This window comes from Streptomyces sp. NPDC059866 (assembly GCF_042731325.1).
Lineage (GTDB): Bacteria > Actinomycetota > Actinomycetes > Streptomycetales > Streptomycetaceae > Streptomyces > Streptomyces flavusporus.
This window is the reverse complement of record NZ_JBHWJT010000037.1, coordinates 27,389-44,539: the sequence shown is the minus strand read 5'-3', so window position 1 is coordinate 44,539 and position 17,151 is coordinate 27,389. Positions and strand designations below refer to the sequence as shown.

Genomic DNA, 17,151 nt, shown 5'->3' with positions numbered 1-17,151 from the left:
CATCCGCCCGGTTCAGGCGGCGTGTTGGTACTCGTGGAGGACGCCGCCGAGTCGTTGGCGTCGTCGTATCTCGAGGTGGGTGATCTGCTCCGGATCGGTGACCGGCATCGGCAAGGGGCGCAGCGGGCGGGCATTGGCGATGCCCTGGTGAGGCCGGTGGGAGTTGCAGAAGTCTTCGAACTCGCGTAGCACGTGGAGCAGGTGTCGTTGGTTCCAGATCAGGGTGCGGTCCAGTGGCTCGCGCCGGCAGGTCTGCACCCACCGTTCCATGATCGAGTTCATGCGCGGCATCCGTACTCCGCTGAGTACCACCTCGATCCCTGCATCGTTGAGGACGGTATCGAACAGGGCGGGAAACTTCTCGTCCCGGTCCCGGATCAGGAACCTGGCCCGGCAGCCGGCGTCTTCGAGGTCCATGACGAGGTTCTTCGCGACCTGCGGCACCCACGCGGCGGTGGGGTGCGCGGTGGCCCCGAGGATCCGGGTCCGGCGGCCGGCGTGCCCGATCACCGCGAACACATACAGGCGCGCCCCGGACAGGGTGACCGTCTCCAGGAAGTCACATGCCTGCAGGGCATCGGCCGGGGAGCGCAGGAAGTCCGCCCGCGTGCTTGCAGAGCGTTCGGGCACCGGGTCGATCCCGGCTTCCTGAAGGATCTCCCAGACGGTGGAGGCAGCCACAGTGACGCCCGGGACGAGGAGTTCGCCGTGGATGCGGCGATATCCCCCGTTGGGGTTCACGCGGGCGAGCCGCAGCACCAACAGCCGGATGGAGCGCACGGCCCGCGGTCTTCCCGGGCGCTTGGGCCGGGACCGGGCAGCGTGGCGGCGGGCGACCAGATTGCGGTGCCGGCGCAGCACCGTGTCCAAACGCACCACCAGCCGTGTCCTGCGCAGCACCTGCGAGGGCAGGCGGTGCAGCAACGCCGCCAGGAACGCGCGATCGCTCGGGGAGAACCGAACCTTCTCGCCCCCGAGTTGGCGCTCCAAGACCGTGATCTGATGGCGCAGGGCGAGGATCTCTGTGTCCTTGTCCCGGTCGCTCGTGGGCAGCAGGCGCAGCATGGCGAACGCGTTCGTCACGGCCAGGTAAGCCAGTCGCAGCAGCACGACCGGCCGTCATGCCGGGGTGATCGCCAGGCGCGCGAGAGTACCGATCCGAGCGTCCACGCTCGAGACCCTGCGCATCCCGCACACCGGCTCCCACCTGGGCGGATGAGGTTTTCGGCAAGGGCAGGGCAGGTGGGGCGGGAGCTTGCAGGGAATTAACGCACAGGAAAACGGCTCGTGATCGGCGGGCCCGCCCAGTCGGGGATCGGCCGGTTCATCCCGGGAGCAGCTCAGCGACCCGGTCGGCGACCTCGTGGTGCATGGCGTCGCGCACGGCCCGCACGGTGGCCTGGGTGACTGCTTCCCGCCGCACGGCCAGCGTGATCGGCAGCCGGATGTCGACCTCGTCGGGCAGCAGTCGGCGCAGCTGTGCCCGGCGGGCGAGGAAGGCCGGCAGTACGCCGATGCCGGCTCCTACGCGGGTGGCTTCGAGCTGGGCGAAGACGTTCGTGGAGGAGAACGCGGGGGCGACTCCCGGCAGATGGCGTTCGATGTCGAGATCGCCGACCTGGAGCATCGACTCGATGTAGAAGATCAGCGCGTGTTCCCGAAGGTCGGCGGTTGACTTGGGGGATCCGCACCGGGCGAGGTACTCGTCGCTGGCGTACAGCCCCAGCGCGTAGTCGGTGAGGTGCTCAGTCACCAGACGGCTGCCCGCAGGTCTGCCGATGGCCAGGGCGAGATCGAAGCCGGACGCGTGCAGGGTCAACTGCCGTGTCGCCGTGACGAGTTCGACGTGCAGCCCGGGATGGTGCCGCCGTACCCGGGCCAGGGCGGGTGTGGTGATGACGGTGCCGAAGCCATCGGGCGCGCTCACCCGCACGGTGCCGCGCAGTGAGGGCGTGTCCTGGCCGGACACCGCGTCGACGACACGGGCAAGAGCGTCCTCGATCGCGCGTGCGTTCTCCGAGACGGTCTTTCCGGCGTCGGTCAGGGTCCACCCTTCCGTGCCCCGCTCCATCAGCCGCAGGCCGAGGCTCTTCTCCAACGCGGCGATACGTCGGGAGACGGTGGTGTGGTCGACGCCGAGCGCGTCGGCGGCGGCCACCAGACGGCCTGTGCGGGCCACCGCGAGCAGATACCGCAGGTCGTCGGCACGGAGCCTGCGCGGGTCGACCGCGGCGGGGCCGACCGCCGGACGCGGGGCCGGGTTCTTGTCGGCCGAGCTGGAGTGCACGAGGGCAGCCTATCTGCATTTCTGCACATACGGTCTGCGTCATTGGCGATTGAACGCACACCGTCGGGAGCGCCACAGTCGAACAGTCGCGGAACATCCCACTCTCCTTCCTCCCACCGTCGAGAGGTTCTCCATGACTGCCAGCCTGTCCCTGCCACGGATCATGCGCGTCGGCCGCGGCGCCGTCGACGAGTTGGGCGATGTCATCACGGGACTGGGGCTGAGCCGCCCGCTCGTCGTGACGGACGCGTTCCTGGTCGGAACGGGCGCGGCGGACCGCTTGACGGTGACGCTGACGGACGCAGGGCTGCACCCGCGGCTGTTCTCCGACACGGTGCCCGATCCGACGACCGACTCCCTGGCCTCGGGCCTGAAGGCGTTGCGTGACCATGAGGCGGACGCGGTGGTCGGGTTCGGCGGCGGCAGTCCGATGGACACCGCCAAGGCCCTCGCGCTGCTCGGTGTGCAGGGTGGTCACATGCGCGACTACAAGGCACCACGGGTCAACCCGGGCCCCGCGCTTCCGGTGATCGCGGTGCCCACCACGGCGGGCAGTGGATCGGAAGCGACCCAGTTCACGGTCATCACCGACAGCGTCACGGACGAGAAGATGCTCTGCCTGGGCCCGGCGTTTCTGCCGCTCGCCGCCGTGGTCGACGTCGAACTGACCATGTCGATGCCGCCCCGGCTGACCGCCGACACCGGCATCGACGCCCTCACCCACGCTGTCGAGGCATACGTGAGCCGGAAGGCCAACCCCTTCTCCGACAGCCTCGCCCTCACCGCGATCACGACCATCGGCCGCAACCTCCGCCGCGCCTACGCCAACGGAGCGGACGCCGAGGCCCGCGAGGCCATGATGCTCGCCGCCACCCAGGCCGGCATCGCCTTCTCGAACTCCAGCGTGGCCCTGGTGCACGGCATGAGCCGCCCGATCGGCGCGCACTTCCATGTCGCCCACGGCCTGTCGAACGCCATGCTGTTCCCCGCGGTGACCGCCTTCTCCGTGCACGCGGCGCCCGGCCGGTACGCCGACTGCGCCCGCGCCCTGGGCGCCGCGACGGCCACGGACACCGACGCCCAGGCCGCCGACAAGCTCGTCGACGAACTGCGCACGCTGTGCCGCGACCTGGAAGTCCCCACGCCCCGCGGCTACGGCATCGACCAGGACGCATGGAACCGCCTGACGCCCCTCATGGCCGAGCAGGCCCTCGCGTCCGGCTCCCCCGCCAACAACCCCGTCGTGCCCACCACGGACGAGATCCAGACCCTCTACACCGAGATCTACGCCTGATTTCCCCACGCTGAGGAGCCGCGATGACCACGACAGCACATGCCCCTGTACACATCGACCACTACATCGACGGCCGTGTCGACGACCGCGGCGCCCGGCACCGCAGCGAGGTGTACAACCCGGCCACCGGCCAGGTGACCGGCCTTGTCGCACCGGGAACAGCCGAGGACGTGGACGCCGCGGTCCGGGCCGCCGCCGAAGCGTTCAAAACCTGGTCCGTCACCCCACCGCACGTCCGAGCCCGCATCCTGTTCCGGTTCCGGGACCTGGTGGAACGGGAGACGGACCGGCTGGCCGCCATCATCACGGCCGAGCACGGCAAGGTCCTCGACGACGCCAAGGGCGAGATCATCCGCGGACTCGAAGTCGTCGAGTTCGCCTGCGGCATCCCCCAGCAGCTCAAGGGGGAGTTCTCGGAGAACGTCGCCCGCGCCGTGGACGCGGTGTCGCTGCGCCAGCCGCTCGGTGTGGTCGCGGGCATCTCACCGTTCAACTTCCCCGCCATGGTCCCCATGTGGATGTTCCCTGTCGCGCTCGCCTGCGGGAACACCTTCGTGATGAAGCCGTCGGAGAAGGACCCCACCCTCAGCGTCGAACTCGCCAAGCTCCTCACCGAGGCCGGTCTGCCGAAGGGCGTGTTCAACGTCGTCCACGGCGACAAGACCGCCGTGGACGCCCTCCTGGCGCACGACGGCGTCGAGGCCGTCAGTTTCGTCGGCTCGACGCCCATCGCCGAGTACGTCCACCAGACGGCCACCGCCAACGGCAAGCGCGTCCAGGCGCTCGGCGGAGCCAAGAACCACATGGTCGTCATGCCCGACGCGGACCTCGACCAGGCCGTCGCCGCGCTGATGGGCGCCGCCTACGGCTCGGCGGGCGAGCGCTGCATGGCGATCTCGGTCGTCGTCCCCGTCGGCGAGGACACCGCGAACGCCCTGCGCGAGCGGCTTGTCGCGGCCCTCGCCGACCTCAAGGTCGGTCCCGGCACCGAGGCCGGGGTCGAGATGGGTCCGCTGGTCACCAAGGTCCACCGGGACAAGGTGGCCGGCTATCTCGGGGTGGGCGTCGACGAAGGCGCCGAGTTGGTCGTCGACGGCCGGCAGACTCCGTTCCCCGGACACGAGGGCGGTTTCTTCCTCGGCGGCTCGCTCTTCGGCCACGTCACCCCGGAGATGCGGATCTACCGCGAGGAGATCTTCGGCCCGGTACTGGCGATGGTGCGCGCCCAGTCGTTCGCCGAGGCGCTGAAGTTGGTCAACGACCACGAGTTCGGCAACGGTACGGCGGTCTTCACCGCCGACGGGAACACGGCCCGCACCTTCCTGGCCAAGGTCAAAGCAGGCATGGTCGGTGTCAACGTACCGATCCCGGTGCCCATGGCCTTCCACTCCTTCGGCGGCTGGAAGCGGTCCCTCTTCGGCGACCACCACATCCACGGCCCGAAGGCGTGCGCTTCTACACCCGCTACAAGACCGCCACCACCCGCTGGCCCAACGACAGCCAGGTGCGGGCCGACTTCGCCATGCCGACCCACTCCTGACGCCCCCTGCGAAAACCTCGCCTCGTCACCCGCCCGGCAGGCAGCCCGGCGCTCGGGAACGGGCGCTCAGAGCTGTATACGGGCATCGGCGCTGGGCAACCTGAGCACCTGCACGTCGAGGTGGTGCTCGGTCATCCATGCCTGGGCCGCGACCTGGACCGCGTCCCATGGGGAGCCCAGCGGCGGGGTGTAGGAGAGGTCGAGTTCGCTGAGGGCATCGACCGGCATGGCGTGGAAGAGGGCGGTGGCGTAGGTGTCGACGCGCTTGGAGACCTCCGCGCTACGCCGTCCGACGAGCTGGGCGCCGAGCAGGAGGCCGCTTTCGGTGTCGCCGGTGACGCGGATCGCGATCGGGGTGGCGCCGGGGTAGTACGCCTTGTGGTCGTCGGGGCGGCTCGCGGTGGTCGCCGGGCTCCAGCCCCGGTCGGCGGCTGCGGCTTCGTGGTCGCGCAGGCCGGTGCGGGCGGCGACGAGGTCGAAGACCTTGACCACCTGGGTGCCGAGGCTGCCGGCGAACCAGCGGTGGCCGCCGAGGGCGTTCTCGCCCGCGATGCGGCCTTGCTTGTGGGCGGTCGTGCCCAGCGGCAGCCAGGTCTTGCCGAGCAGGCGGTGGTGCGTGGCGGCGCAGTCTCCGGCCGCGTACACGTCGGGCAGGGAGGTGCGCATGTACTCGTCGACCTCGATCGCGCCCCGGACGCCGAGTCGGGCTCCAGCGGCGGCAGCGAGTGTGGTGTCGGGGCGTACACCGACGACCAGGACCAGCTCCGCGCCGCGGGTGAAGGTCTTACCGGTCGGGCCGGTGGCACGGACCCGGAGCAGTTGGCCTGAGGCGTCGCGGGTAATCGCGGTGACCTGGGTACTGGTGAGCACTTCGACGCCATGGTGGTCGAGTTCGGCGCGGACCAGTGCGCCGAGTTCCGCATCGACGGTGGGCAGGACCTCAGGCAGGGCCTCGATCTGCGTGACGGTCAGGCCGCGGGTGGTCAGGGCCTCGGCCATCTCCAGGCCGATGTAGCCCGCGCCGATCACGATGGCCGACTTGGGGTGGCGTGCGGCGAGGGTCTGCATGATCTGGAAGGTGTCGCCCATGCTGTGCAGCAGGTGCACGCCGTCGGCCGGGCCGAGGGCGTCGGGCCCGGTCAGGCCCTCGATGGGTGGGCGGACGCTGACCGCGCCGGTGCCCACGATCAGTGCGTCGTACGGCAGTTCCTGCGTGCGGCCGTCGGCGTCGCGCACGGCCAGCCGCTTGCCGGCCACGTCGATACCGGTGGCGAGGGTATCGGTGCGCACCTGCATGCCGGTGGCCTTCAGATCCGCCAGGGTGCGGTGAGCCAGGTCGCTCCAGTGGCTGACCTCGCCGGAGACGTAGTAGGGGATGCCGCAGATGGAGAAGTTCGGGTAGGCGTCGGCCACCACCACCGTGACCTCGCTGTCGGGATCCAGCTCGCGGGCGCGCAGGGCCGCGCTGATGCCGGCGTCGCTGCCGCCGATGGCGACGATGCTTCTGCCGGCCACCGGGTACCTCCGTCAGATCTGTCGGAGAAGGAGAAGAAGACGGGCCGGTGAGGCGCTGGAAGCGCCCCACCGGCGTCGCACGTCAGGCGAGGTGATCTGCGAGTTCGCGTTCGAGGGCGGCCTTCGGCTTGGCGCCGACGATGGTCTGTACGACCTCGCCGCCCTTGTAGAGGTTCATCGTCGGGATGGACATCACGCCGTACTGGGCGGCGACGGCCGGGTTCTCGTCGATGTTCAGCTTGACGATCTCGATCTTGTCCGCGTGCTCGGCGGCGATCGCCTCCAGTGAGGGGGCGATCTGGCGGCACGGGCCGCACCAGGGGGCCCAGAAGTCGACCAGGACCGGCTTGTCGCTGTTCAGGACGTCCTTTTCGAAGGTGTCCTCGGTGACGTTCTTGAGAGCCATGACATTGCTCCGGAAGGTGGTCAGACGGCGGCCGTGACGGGTTCGCCCGCGGCTTCGGCGTCGCTGAGGGCGGCGAGGTACCGCTCGGCGTCGAGGGCGGCCGCGCAGCCGGAGCCTGCGGCAGTGATGGCCTGCCGGTAGGTGTGGTCGACCACGTCGCCGGCGCCGAAGACGCCCGGGAGGTTCGTGCGGGTGGAGGGGGAGGCGACCTTGAGGTAGCCCTCTCCGTCCAGGTCCAGCTGGCCGGTGACCAGTTCGGTGCGCGGGTCGTGGCCGATGGCGACGAACAGCCCGGTGGCCGCGAGGCGGGTCGTCTCGCCGGTGACGGTGTCGCGCAGGGTGAGCCCGGCGAGCTTGCCGCCGTCCTCGTGGATCTCGGCGACCTCGCTGTTCCAGGCGAAGGAGATCTTGGGGTCGGTGAAGGCGCGGTCCTGCATGGCCTTGGAGGCACGCAGGGTGTCACGGCGGTGGACGATGGTCACGGACTTGGCGAAGCGGGAGAGGAAGGTGGCTTCCTCCATCGCGGTGTCGCCGCCGCCGACGACCACGATGTCGTGTTCGCGGAAGAAGAAGCCGTCGCAGGTCGCACAATACGACACACCCCGGCCGGACAGCGCGTCCTCGCCCGGCAGGCCCAGCTTGCGGTGCTGCGAGCCCGTCGCCACGATGACGGCCTTGGCCCGGTGGACTGTGCCCGCGCTGTCCGTCACGGTCTTCACGGCGCCGGTCAGGTCGACCTCGACGATGTCGTCGGGGACGAGCTCGGCGCCGAAGCGTTCGGCCTGGGCCCGCATGTTCTCCATCAGCTCCGGGCCCATGATGCCGTCGCGGAAGCCGGGGAAGTTCTCCACCTCGGTCGTCTGCACCAGCGCGCCGCCGGCCGTGACCGCGCCCTCGAAGACCAGCGGCTTCAGGGAGGCGCGGGCGGTGTAGAGGGCGGCGGTGTATCCGGCGGGGCCGGAGCCGATGACGATGACGTTGCGTATGTCCGCCGCTGCGCTCATGCCTGGGGCTCCGGCGCGATCTCCTTGATCAGGCTCTCGACCAGCACCTTGATCTCGTCACGGATCGGACGCACGGCCTCGACGCCCTGTCCGGCCGGGTCCTCCAGCTGCCAGTCCAGGTACCGCTTGCCGGGGAAGACCGGGCAGGTGTCGCCGCAACCCATGGTGATGCAGACGTCCGACTCCTTGACCGCGTCGACGGTGAGCATCTTCGGCACCTCGGCGGAGATGTCGATGCCGACCTCACGCATGGCCTCGACGGCGGCCGGGTTGACGTGCTCGCCCGGGTTGGAGCCGGCGGAGCGGACCTCGACGCGGTCCCCGGCCAGGTGGGTCAGCCACGCGGCGGCCATCTGGGAACGGCCGGCGTTGTGGACACAGACGAACAGCACGGAGGGCTTGTCGGACATCGGAGGCTCTCTCTTGTCTCACGACGGCATCAGGTGCGAATGATGTCAGCACCCGGTGGTGTCAGCTACCACTGATGTGACAGTATCAGCACATGATGACGTCAGTCGACACTGACCTGATCCGGGTTCTGGCCGACCCGCTCCGGCTCCAGATCGTGATCCTGCTCGCCAAAGAGATGCTGTGCACCACCCACCTGGTGGAGGAGACCGGTGCCCGGCAGACCAACCTCTCCAACCACCTGAGAGTGCTGCGCGAGGCCGGGGTCGTGGAGACAGAGCCGTGCGGCCGGTTCACCTACTACCGGCTCAAGCCCGAGGTCATCGCCTCCCTTGCCGGGCAGTTCGCCGACCTGGCCGAGTCCGCCCGCACCGCCGCCGACAACAAGCGGTCCTGCCCCTGACCCCTCGCCGCCCCTGGCGACTGCACCAAGGAGTCCTTGTTGACCGCGACGCACGAATCCGCCGCCGAGTCGGCGATACCTGCCGTCGAGCCGCAGCCCGCTCCGGGCGCCACCCCGCCGCGCAGGCCGCTGGCGGCCCGGGCCGCCGCCGAACTGGTCGGCACCGCGGCCCTGGTGGCGGTGGTGGTCGGCTCCGGTATCCAGGCCACCGAGCTCACAAAGGACGTCGGGGTGCAGTTGCTGGCCAACTCCCTGGCCACCGTCTTCGGCCTCGGCGTGCTGATCCTCCTGCTCGGCCCGGTCTCCGGCGCGCACTTCAACCCCGTGGTCACGCTGGCCGAGTGGTGGACGGGCCGGCGCGGTGGCGCGGGCGTGACGATCCGCGAGGCGGCGGTCTACGTCCCCGCGCAGATCGTGGGAGCGATCGCGGGCGCGATCCTGGCGGACGCGATGTTCGGCGAGCCGCTGGTGGAGTGGTCCACGCACGACCGGTCCGCCGGGCACCTGCTGCTGGGTGAGGTCGTCGCCACCGCCGGGCTGATCCTGCTGATCTTCGGCCTGGCCCGCACCGACCAACTGCGGTTCGCCCCTGTGGCTGTCGCCTCCTACATCGGCGCCGCGTACTGGTTCACCTCCTCGACGTCCTTCGCGAACCCCGCGGTGACCATCGGCCGTACCTTCAGCGACACGTTCGCGGGCATCGCGCCCGGCTCTCTCGTGGGCTTCACAGGCATGCAGCTGATCGGCGCCGTGGTCGGACTGGCGCTGGTGGCCCTCATCTTCACGCCCGGCCGGGAAACCGCCGCGTGACACGCACCTCGCAGGTGGTGGTGATCGGCGGCGGCCAGTCCGGGCTCGCCGCCGGATACCACCTGCGCCGCCTTGGCATCGACTTCGTCGTCCTCGACGCCCAGACCACAGCGGGCGGAGCCTGGCAGCACACCTGGGACTCCCTCCACCTGTTCTCACCAGCCGCCCACTCCTCGCTGCCCGGCCGCCTCATGCCGCCGCAGACCGGCCAGGAGTACCCCGACGCGCAGCACGTCGTGGAGTACCTCGCCGAGTACGAGAAGCGATACGAACTTCCCGTAGAGCGGCCGGTACGCGTTCTCGGTGTCCATCGCGACGGTCAACTCCTGCGTGTGGAGACCGACTCCGGAACCTGGCACGCCCGCGCCGTGATCAGTGCGACCGGCACCTGGTGGCGTCCTTTCCTGCCCGCCGTCCCGGGACACGGGGGCTTCGCCGGGCAGCAGCTGCACACGGTCGAGTACCGGCAGCCTCAGGACCTGGCCGGACGCCGCGTGATCGTGGTCGGCGGCGGCAACTCCGGCGCCCAGATCGCCGCCGACCTGGCGTACGACAGCGAGCTGACCTGGGTGACCCAGCGCCCGCCCCGCTTCCTGGCGGACGACATCGACGGCCGCGCCTTGTTCGACGCGGCCACCGCCCTCCCCCACTCTCGGCTTCGCTCGAGCGGGGGGACCCCCATCGCGCCCTCGACCAGGGAGGCGCCGACAGCGGCGGCGTCGCCTCCCTGGGCGACATCGTCGCCGTGGCACCGGTCCGCGAGGCCCGCGACCGCGGCCTGCTCAAGGCGAGCCCGATGTTCACCCGCATCGTCCCCGGCGGCGTCGAATGGGCTGACGGCACCCGCGCCGAGGTGGACGCGATCATCTGGTGCACCGGCTTCCGGCCCGCCCTGGCCCACCTCGCGCCGCTCCGACTTCGCGGCCGACGCGGCCACATCGCCACCGCCGGCACGCGGGCCGCGGACGAGCCACGGCTGCATCTGCTCGGCTACGGAGACTGGACCGGCCCCGCCTCCGCCACTCTCATCGGCGTCGGCCGCCCCGCCCGCGAAGCGGCCCGCGAGATCGCTTCCCTGCTCGGGTAGGGCCGAGGCGACGGGATGTTCTCATGGCATGGACCTGCGAGGTCTGGTTGAGCAGGGAGCACAGGACGACCGGTGCGTGGACCCGAACGTGCCGACTGCGTCAGCTGCTGCGGGGCGCGTACATGATGACGGCCATCCCGGCGAGGCAGACCGCCGCGCCGATGACGTCGTAGCGGTCGGGTCGGTAGCCGTCGGCGATCATGCCCCAGGCGATGGAGCCGGCGACCAAGATGCCGCCGTAGGCGGCGAGGATGCGGCCGAAGTTGTCGTCGTTCTGCCAGGTCGCCACCACGCCGTAGAGGCCGAGGGCGATCACGCCGGCGCCGGCCCAGATCCAGCCCTTGTGCTCGCGGATGCCCTGCCAGACCAGCCAGGCCCCTACCGACGGCCCAGGGCGTCGATCTGCTGGGGCCCGCAGCCGCATGCCTCACCGATCGTGGCCTTCGGTGCACAGGAGCAGCCGGAGGCGCGGCGCTGGGAGTACCACCACGCCGCTGCGGCGAGTGCGGCCAGGGCGAGGGCGATGGCCGGCAGCCGGCCCACCACGGCCGAGGCCCCAGCGCCGACCACACCGGCCATGATCAGGGCGGGTAGCAGGCAGCACGCCAGGCAGGCCAGTCCGGCCAGGCCCGCGAGCGCCTTCGGGATGCGCTTGGTGCGCGGGTCAGCAGCAGGTGCCGGCATGGCGGTTCTCCTCGGCGAGGCCGGTGAAGGGGATTGGGCAGCAGGGGCTTGCGGAGCAGGCGGTCAGGTCGTCGCATCCCGCGTCGAGGGCTGCGGTGAGGGTGGTGCGGATGGTGGTGAGGTCGGCGATCTTCGCGTCGACCTCGGCGAGCTTCTCGCATGCCCGCTGCTGAAGGCCCGGGACCGGTCTGCCGTGCCGGTGGCGCCCGGCCTCCAGCAGCTCGGCCACCTCCTCCAGAGTGAAGCCGAGACGCTGAGCGGCCTTGATCACCCGCAGGACAGTCACCGCCTCCTCCCTGTAGAGGCGATGCCCGCCGCTGCTGCGCTCGGGTGCGGCGAGCAGGCCGCGCCGAGGCGCAGATGACCAGCTGTCCCATCTCGAAGGATCCGGCCCCCCTCTCAAGTTGCCTGGCCTGATTCATCGTTGATCTGGTTCGTCATCCTGATCACTCGACTACTGTGTCGGGCCATGAACACGGACGGCTGGTTGGCAGACACCCGGACCTCCTACGACACGGTCGCGGTCAACTATGCCGACCAAATACGCGAGGCTCTGGCCGGGAAACCGTATCTTCGGGCGACTCTGACGTTGTTCGCAGACTTGGTCCACGCCGCTGGCGGCGGACCGGTGGCGGACGTGGGCTGCGGGCCTGGACACGTCACCGCTCACCTCCACGAGCTGGGTGTGGATGCTTTCGGCATCGACCTTTCCCCCGTGATGATCGACGTCGCTCGGCGTGACCACCCTCGCCTGCGGTTCGAAGTGGGCTCGATGACGGACCTCCCCCTCACCGATGCTTCGGTCGCCGGCCTGCTCGCTTTTTGGTCGTTGATTCACATCCCCGACGATGCCGTCCCCACGGTCTTCGGGCACTTCCGGCGGGTGTTGCGTCCCGGCGGACCACTTCTGCTCGGCTTTCACGTCGGCAACCAGTCAAGGCTGAAGACCCAGGGCTACGGCGGTCACCCGATGAACGTTTACGTCCACCGCCGCCAGCCTGACAAAGTGGCGGCCTGGCTACGCGATGCCGGGTTCACGATCGAGGCCCAGATACTGCTCGACCCCGACGACAGCGTTCCAGGGGCGGTCCTTTTCGCGCGCCGTCAGTCCTAGCCCCGTCAGTGGTCCGGCTGCGGCCGACCACATTCAGTGACAGTGCCCATCGGCCGCATCCTCACCGCGCCGACAACCGCGGACGCCGACAGCGACCGACCACCTGCCCTTGCCCCTCGTCCCTCTCCCCATCAACGTCCGTCCCCGGCTCGGCGAGACCACCGATCACTACATCCAGCGACTCGCCCGCGCCAACCACCTCAGGCCCAGCGATCTCCTGCAACATCTCACGCCACCGCCCCACAAAACCGGCCGGAGACCCCAGCTGAGCCGCCTCGCCGCCCTCAGCGGACGCTCGACGGAGGTCCTGGCGAAAACCCTTGCGGATGCCGGCCCAGCCGATCCCGCTGACCACCGTCACGAAGCTGTCCCTCCGCTTCTCCGAAGAGAACGGTTCAGCCGAACCCAACGAACACGAGTGACCCAGGCCACTCAAACTTCGATGAGAATCGCTCAACCTTCGCTGCGACAGATCAACTGAGTGCTCCAGTTGGCCGCTGAGCGCGATAGTTGGCCATACCGAGCGCCGCAGTTGGCCGCCCATGATGCTTCAGAGGACCGAACGAATCCTGAGTGCGTTCCGGTGTCTTTCCTCGAAGCTGGGGATGGGCCGTAGCGGCCCGGGACGGCTGCCAGCGAAAATGCCCGCTATGGCCACCGACAAGGACCTCGCTCCCGCACGCCCGACGCACTCGACGCCCTTGGCGTTCGGTGCGGGAGCGGCCATCGGCGTGCTGGGCGGGATGATCGGCCTGGGCGGCGCGGAATTCCGGCTGCCGTTGCTGATCAGCCTGTTCGGATTCGCGGCGCTGTCGGCCGTCATCCTGAACAAGGCGATGAGCCTGGCCGTCGTGATCACCGCTCTCCCTGCCAGGCTGGCCGCTGTGTCCTTCACGGACCTGGGCGCCCACGGGACAGTTGCGATCAACCTGTTGGCCGGCAGCCTGCTCGGAGCGTGGGCGGGCGCCTCGTGGGCCGTGCGGATGCGCTCGGCCACTCTCTACAAGGTCCTCGCGACCCTGATGGTCGGCATGGCCGCCGCGCTCGTGCTCGCCCACACCACCGCACTGGGATCACTCGCTTTGCCGGGCTCGGTGCAGGCAGTGGCCGGCGTGGCCGCCGGGTTCGGCATCGGCGTGGTCGCCGCGATCATGGGCGTGGCGGGTGGCGAGTTGCTGATCCCCACGATCGTTCTGCTGTACAGCGTCGACATCAAGATCGCAGGCAGTCTGTCCCTGCTGGTGTCCCTGCCTACCATGCTCGTCGCGTTCGCCCGCTACAGCCGCGACGGCAGCTTCGCCGTCCTTGGCGCCAACCTGCGCTTCACCGCCTTCATGGCCGCAGGCTCGATCGTTGGGGCACTCCTCGGCGGACTCCTCCTCGGCGTGATCCCCGAGGTGGTCCTCATCCCCGTGCTCGCAATCATCTTGCTGATCTCAGCGGTCAAGGTGGCCCGCCATGCCACCCCGACCGCATGACCGCTCGGCCTGGCCGACTGTGACGCTCAGAATGGCCAACTGTGGCGCTCAGCCACACCAATGTCCAGCGACAGCGAAGCTTGATCAATTGCCATCGAAGAATGATGATCAGTAGGTTCGTGCCATCGAAGTTTGAGCGGCACGGCGTTCTGGTGTGTCAGGGGGCAGGGGGACTCGCGGATGCGTACGCGGATCTGGATCTCGAGGCGTTTGACCTGGGGTTTCTACACGAGGGCGGACAGGGTCGGTGGTCGCTCGCGGCTTGCTGTGGTGGCCGCCGCTCTGCGCCGCCGCGCTGCCGCGGGCCCGCTCGCCATCGCCATCGTGGTCGTGGTGGCCGCAGGGGCCGGGTGCGATGTCATCGGGGGCTCGGGCTCGGGTCCGTCCGCGTCGACCGAGGGCGGCGAGGCGACCCGCCGGGTCGAGCGCAAGGCGACGAACCCGCCACCGGGGTTGCCCGCGGCCTTCACCGCCGGCCAGCGGCTCGACTGGTCGGCCTGCCCGGCACCATCCGGGGCGCAGGGTGGCGGTGATGCCCCGGGCGACGGCTGGGAGTGCGCCACGATGAAGGCACCGTTGGACTACGAGCGGCCCGGCCGCGACACGATCGACGTCGCCATGATCCGGAAAAGGGCCACCGGACCGGAGCGGAAGCGGATCGGATCCCTCCTCCTCAACTTCGGCGGCCCCGGCCAGTCCGGCGTCGTGGGGCTCCCCAGGTTCGCGGGCGACTACGCCCCGCTGGGCGAGCGCTACGACCTGGTCAGCTTCGATCCGCGAGGTATCGGCGGGACGGCCCCCGTGATTTGCGGGAAGAAGAAGTACGAGGGCGGCGACGCCTGCGAGAAGCACTCCGGTGGGCTCCTGCCGTACGTCGGCACCTCGCAGACGGCGCGCGACATGGACCTGATGCGCTATCTCCTCGGTGACGAGAAGCTGCACTACTTCGGCGTCTCCTACGGCACCAGGCTGGGCGGCGTCTACGCCCACCTGTTCCCGAAGAACGTGGGCCGACTCGTGCTCGAAGCCCCGATCGACCCGACGCTGGATCGCCTGCAGGGCGAGATCAGCCAGGTCAAGGCCGTCCAGCTCGCCTTCGACCGCTTCGCCGAACACTGCGCGAACGCCTACGACGACTGCCCCACCGGCAGCGGCCCCGAGCAGGCCGGCCAACGCGTCATCGAGCTGCTGGACAAGCTCGAGAAGAAGCCCGCGCCCACCGACGGCGACGAGGAACTCGACGACAGTCTCGCCGCCCACGCCATCGCGAACCACCTGGACCGCGGCAAAGAAGGCTGGAGGCCGCTGGCGAAGGCGCTCCGCGAGGTCATGGAGCGGGGCACCGGCAGCAAGTTGCTGGAGGAGGCGTACGACCACGGCCCGGACACCCAGAGCCGCCGCGCCCGGGCTGACGCCGGGGTCGGCGTCAGCGCCCGCAGCAAGACCTCGGGCGGCAACGGCACGTCCGCCTTTGTCGCGATAACCTGCGCCGACTCCAACCTGCGCCCCGGCTTCACCAAATCCGAGGAAATGACGAAGCGGATCGAGGCGGCCTCCCCCGTCTTCGGCGAGACCTGGGCCATTGGCGTCTACCTCTGCTACGACTGGCCGTTCAAAGGCGAGAGCGCCACCCCCGACGTCAGCGCGGACGGCGCTTCCCCGATCCTCGTCGTCGCCAACACCGGCGACCCGACGACGCCGTACGGGGGCGCCAAGCGCATGGCCGGCGAGCTGGGCGAGGAGGTCGGCGTTCTGCTGACGGTGCGGGCCGAGGGCCACGGGTCGTACCCCTTCAACCGCTGCGCGACCAGGGCCGTCAACACGTACCTCCTCGACGGCACGACCCCTGGGTACGGCACGACCTGCTCGTAATACGCCCTCGGGGCACGAGCGCTTGCCCCATTCCCGTACAGGCATGCATCTGGCATGCCTCCCCACCGCGTAAGAACCCACCCAGATCAGCTCGGAGGACCCCTGCTCTGCTCAAACTTCGGTGGCACGCACTCAAGCTTCGCTGTCACAGGACACTCAATGTGACTGAGCACGCTAGGTGGCCACTGCGCACCCCAGTTGGCCCATCCGGCGCTTCGTTTGCTGCTCAACGACTCGCTTCGAAGCGGTGTGTTGAGAGTTCGCACTGCCTGCCTGCCCCGGGTCGTCAGGGGCCGCCGACCAATTCCCGACCCTTTGCCGAACAGCACGCGCAGTATCCATGTCCTCCGGCCATGAAACTCTTCCGACCGCGCGCCAGACGCACGTCTAGATCCCCCGTGTCCCGGGCCAAGGCCCTGTACGAGGCCGGGCGCTACGCCGAGGCGGAGGCCGAGGCCCGCGCCGTGGCCCGGTCGCGGCCACGCGACGACATGTACGCACCACTGGCACTGAGCATCGCCGCGCTCGCGACGGGTGCCCAGGGCCACCACGCCGAGGCCCTCGCCACATACGACGAAGCGCTGCCGGCCTTCGGCAGGATCTTTGGAGCCGATCACTGGCAGACCCTGAAGCTGCGCTCGGACCGCGCCCAGCAGATGACTGCGCTCGGTCGGCACGCCGAGTGTGAGGCAGAGGGTGCGGCCGTCGCCCGGGCCGCGACCCGCGGTACAGGACCGGAGATGCAGGTCATAGCGGCGGCCGCCCGCAACGGACTGGTCTTCGCCCTCAACGCACAAGGACGCCGCCCGGAGGCCGAGGCGCTTGCCCGCGAGGCCCTGGCCGCCCTTCGCGAACCGGACCGGCTGTCCCTGGTCCTGCGGCTCGGCCTGGCACGCAGCCTCAACGGCCAGGCCCGCCACGAGGAGGCCCTCGCCGAGGCGGAGCGCGCCAACGAGCTGCGCCGCAGTCTGCCCGCGGAGCATCACCGCCCAGAGACCGGCGCCATCGAACTGGCCGTGGCTACCGCCCTCCTGGGGCTACGCCGCGGTACCGAAGCTCGCCTCCAGGCCGCAGCGGCTCACGACGCCTGCCTGGCCTCCTTCGGCCCAGACCATCGCCGCACCATCGAGGCTCGGGCGCTACTCGACCGCATCGACGGCACTTGACCGGGCGCGCAACGCCTCCCTCTGGGCGAGCCGCAGGCCACAACCGTGGGCAGCTCATCCGGCCGCCGCGATGAACCGGGCGA

Annotated in this window: 17 protein-coding genes and 2 pseudogenes; 10 read left to right on the top strand and 9 right to left on the bottom strand. The window is 69.9% G+C overall.

Annotated elements, in window-relative coordinates; all coding sequences use genetic code 11:
- Positions 1 to 12: 12 nt before the first annotated feature.
- Both ACFV7R_RS38570 and ACFV7R_RS38565 read right to left on the bottom strand, forming a co-directional pair.
- Positions 13 to 1,110, bottom strand: a complete 1,098-nt coding sequence (locus ACFV7R_RS38570; protein ID WP_385272709.1) for an integrase core domain-containing protein — start codon at positions 1,108 to 1,110, stop codon at positions 13 to 15.
- A 214-nt stretch (positions 1,111 to 1,324) separates the two neighbouring features.
- Entirely contained in the window at positions 1,325 to 2,287 is a 963-nt protein-coding gene (locus ACFV7R_RS38565; RefSeq protein WP_385272706.1) for a LysR family transcriptional regulator, read from the bottom strand.
- Between the two features lie 133 nt (positions 2,288 to 2,420).
- Here ACFV7R_RS38565 and ACFV7R_RS38560 point away from each other — a divergent pair, with 133 nt between their 5' ends.
- Both ACFV7R_RS38560 and ACFV7R_RS38555 read left to right on the top strand, forming a co-directional pair.
- Positions 2,421 to 3,581 carry an iron-containing alcohol dehydrogenase gene (locus tag ACFV7R_RS38560; protein ID WP_385272703.1) on the top strand — a complete coding sequence of 387 codons (1,161 nt, stop codon included), beginning with the start codon at positions 2,421 to 2,423 and terminating at the stop codon, positions 3,579 to 3,581.
- Positions 3,582 to 3,604: 23 nt separating this feature from the next.
- A pseudogene (locus ACFV7R_RS38555) lies at positions 3,605 to 5,121 on the top strand (CoA-acylating methylmalonate-semialdehyde dehydrogenase).
- A gap of 66 nt (positions 5,122 to 5,187) precedes the next feature.
- On the opposite strand, the gene ACFV7R_RS38550 reads toward ACFV7R_RS38555, so the two are convergent.
- From ACFV7R_RS38550 to ACFV7R_RS38535, 4 genes are all read right to left on the bottom strand, one after another.
- Positions 5,188 to 6,636, bottom strand: coding sequence for an FAD-dependent oxidoreductase (locus ACFV7R_RS38550; RefSeq protein WP_385272700.1), 1,449 nt, complete (start codon positions 6,634 to 6,636; stop codon positions 5,188 to 5,190).
- A gap of 82 nt (positions 6,637 to 6,718) precedes the next feature.
- Complete coding sequence (gene trxA, locus ACFV7R_RS38545) at positions 6,719 to 7,042, bottom strand: thioredoxin (RefSeq protein WP_385272698.1); 324 nt, start codon at positions 7,040 to 7,042, stop codon at positions 6,719 to 6,721.
- Positions 7,043 to 7,062: 20 nt separating this feature from the next.
- Positions 7,063 to 8,046 carry a thioredoxin-disulfide reductase gene (gene trxB / locus ACFV7R_RS38540; protein ID WP_385272696.1) on the bottom strand — a complete coding sequence of 328 codons (984 nt, stop codon included), beginning with the start codon at positions 8,044 to 8,046 and terminating at the stop codon, positions 7,063 to 7,065.
- A complete protein-coding gene (locus ACFV7R_RS38535) occupies positions 8,043 to 8,456 on the bottom strand; it encodes an arsenate reductase ArsC (RefSeq protein WP_385272694.1) in 414 nt (137 codons plus the stop codon). The genes trxB and ACFV7R_RS38535 overlap by 4 nt, the downstream gene beginning before the upstream one ends.
- 92 nt (positions 8,457 to 8,548) lie before the next feature.
- Between ACFV7R_RS38535 and ACFV7R_RS38530 the strand changes: the two genes are divergently transcribed.
- From ACFV7R_RS38530 to ACFV7R_RS38520, 3 genes and pseudogenes are all read left to right on the top strand, one after another.
- Positions 8,549 to 8,857: an ArsR/SmtB family transcription factor gene (locus ACFV7R_RS38530; RefSeq protein WP_385272691.1), complete on the top strand. Its 309-nt coding sequence runs from the start codon at positions 8,549 to 8,551 to the stop codon at positions 8,855 to 8,857.
- A 39-nt stretch (positions 8,858 to 8,896) separates the two neighbouring features.
- Positions 8,897 to 9,667 carry an aquaporin gene (locus ACFV7R_RS38525; RefSeq protein ID WP_385272688.1) on the top strand — a complete coding sequence of 257 codons (771 nt, stop codon included), beginning with the start codon at positions 8,897 to 8,899 and terminating at the stop codon, positions 9,665 to 9,667.
- Positions 9,664 to 10,754: pseudogene (locus tag ACFV7R_RS38520) on the top strand (ArsO family NAD(P)H-dependent flavin-containing monooxygenase). Before ACFV7R_RS38525 ends, ACFV7R_RS38520 begins: the two are co-directional and overlap by 4 nt.
- Positions 10,755 to 10,854: 100 nt before the next feature.
- On the opposite strand, the gene ACFV7R_RS38515 reads toward ACFV7R_RS38520, so the two are convergent.
- Genes ACFV7R_RS38515 through ACFV7R_RS38505 form a run of 3 tightly spaced genes read right to left on the bottom strand, consistent with a single transcriptional unit; the run spans position 10,855 to position 11,841 of the window.
- Positions 10,855 to 11,178, bottom strand: a complete 324-nt coding sequence (locus tag ACFV7R_RS38515) for a YnfA family protein (protein WP_385272685.1) — start codon at positions 11,176 to 11,178, stop codon at positions 10,855 to 10,857.
- Entirely contained in the window at positions 11,133 to 11,438 is a 306-nt protein-coding gene (locus tag ACFV7R_RS38510) for a hypothetical protein (protein WP_385272682.1), read from the bottom strand. Before ACFV7R_RS38510 ends, ACFV7R_RS38515 begins: the two co-directional genes overlap by 46 nt.
- Positions 11,419 to 11,841, bottom strand: a complete 423-nt coding sequence (locus ACFV7R_RS38505) for a MerR family DNA-binding protein (protein ID WP_385272679.1) — start codon at positions 11,839 to 11,841, stop codon at positions 11,419 to 11,421. The genes ACFV7R_RS38510 and ACFV7R_RS38505 overlap by 20 nt, the downstream gene beginning before the upstream one ends.
- 66 nt (positions 11,842 to 11,907) lie before the next feature.
- Between ACFV7R_RS38505 and ACFV7R_RS38500 the strand changes: the two genes are divergently transcribed.
- The 5 genes from ACFV7R_RS38500 to ACFV7R_RS38480 all read left to right on the top strand — a co-directional run bounded on the left by ACFV7R_RS38500 (position 11,908) and on the right by ACFV7R_RS38480 (position 17,068).
- Entirely contained in the window at positions 11,908 to 12,552 is a 645-nt protein-coding gene (locus ACFV7R_RS38500; RefSeq protein ID WP_385272677.1) for a class I SAM-dependent methyltransferase, read from the top strand.
- Positions 12,553 to 12,661: 109 nt separating this feature from the next.
- Entirely contained in the window at positions 12,662 to 13,033 is a 372-nt protein-coding gene (locus ACFV7R_RS38495; RefSeq protein ID WP_385272674.1) for a TniQ family protein, read from the top strand.
- Positions 13,034 to 13,202: 169 nt separating this feature from the next.
- On the top strand, positions 13,203 to 14,030 hold the full coding sequence (locus ACFV7R_RS38490; protein ID WP_385272671.1) for a sulfite exporter TauE/SafE family protein: 828 nt from the start codon (positions 13,203 to 13,205) through the stop codon (positions 14,028 to 14,030).
- 180 nt (positions 14,031 to 14,210) lie between these two features.
- Positions 14,211 to 15,902: an alpha/beta hydrolase gene (locus ACFV7R_RS38485; protein ID WP_385272668.1), complete on the top strand. Its 1,692-nt coding sequence runs from the start codon at positions 14,211 to 14,213 to the stop codon at positions 15,900 to 15,902.
- 353 nt (positions 15,903 to 16,255) lie between these two features.
- Complete coding sequence (locus ACFV7R_RS38480; protein WP_385272665.1) at positions 16,256 to 17,068, top strand: tetratricopeptide repeat protein; 813 nt, start codon at positions 16,256 to 16,258, stop codon at positions 17,066 to 17,068.
- Positions 17,069 to 17,151 lie beyond the last annotated feature (83 nt).

Bases quoted from the DNA above. Each gene is read 5' to 3' on its own strand.
- ACFV7R_RS38560 (WP_385272703.1), top strand. From the start codon at position 2,421: ATGACTGCCAGCCTGTCCCTGCCACGGATCATGCGCGTCGGCCGCGGC.
- trxA (WP_385272698.1), bottom strand. From the start codon at position 7,042: ATGGCTCTCAAGAACGTCACCGAGGACACCTTCGAAAAGGACGTCCTG.
- trxB (WP_385272696.1), bottom strand. From the start codon at position 8,046: ATGAGCGCAGCGGCGGACATACGCAACGTCATCGTCATCGGCTCCGGC.
- ACFV7R_RS38535 (WP_385272694.1), bottom strand. From the start codon at position 8,456: ATGTCCGACAAGCCCTCCGTGCTGTTCGTCTGTGTCCACAACGCCGGC.
- ACFV7R_RS38530 (WP_385272691.1), top strand. From the start codon at position 8,549: ATGATGACGTCAGTCGACACTGACCTGATCCGGGTTCTGGCCGACCCG.
- ACFV7R_RS38515 (WP_385272685.1), bottom strand. From the start codon at position 11,178: ATGCGGCTGCGGGCCCCAGCAGATCGACGCCCTGGGCCGTCGGTAGGG.
- ACFV7R_RS38510 (WP_385272682.1), bottom strand. From the start codon at position 11,438: ATGCCGGCACCTGCTGCTGACCCGCGCACCAAGCGCATCCCGAAGGCG.
- ACFV7R_RS38500 (WP_385272677.1), top strand. From the start codon at position 11,908: ATGAACACGGACGGCTGGTTGGCAGACACCCGGACCTCCTACGACACG.
- ACFV7R_RS38490 (WP_385272671.1), top strand. From the start codon at position 13,203: ATGGCCACCGACAAGGACCTCGCTCCCGCACGCCCGACGCACTCGACG.
- ACFV7R_RS38485 (WP_385272668.1), top strand. From the start codon at position 14,211: ATGCGTACGCGGATCTGGATCTCGAGGCGTTTGACCTGGGGTTTCTAC.
- ACFV7R_RS38480 (WP_385272665.1), top strand. From the start codon at position 16,256: ATGAAACTCTTCCGACCGCGCGCCAGACGCACGTCTAGATCCCCCGTG.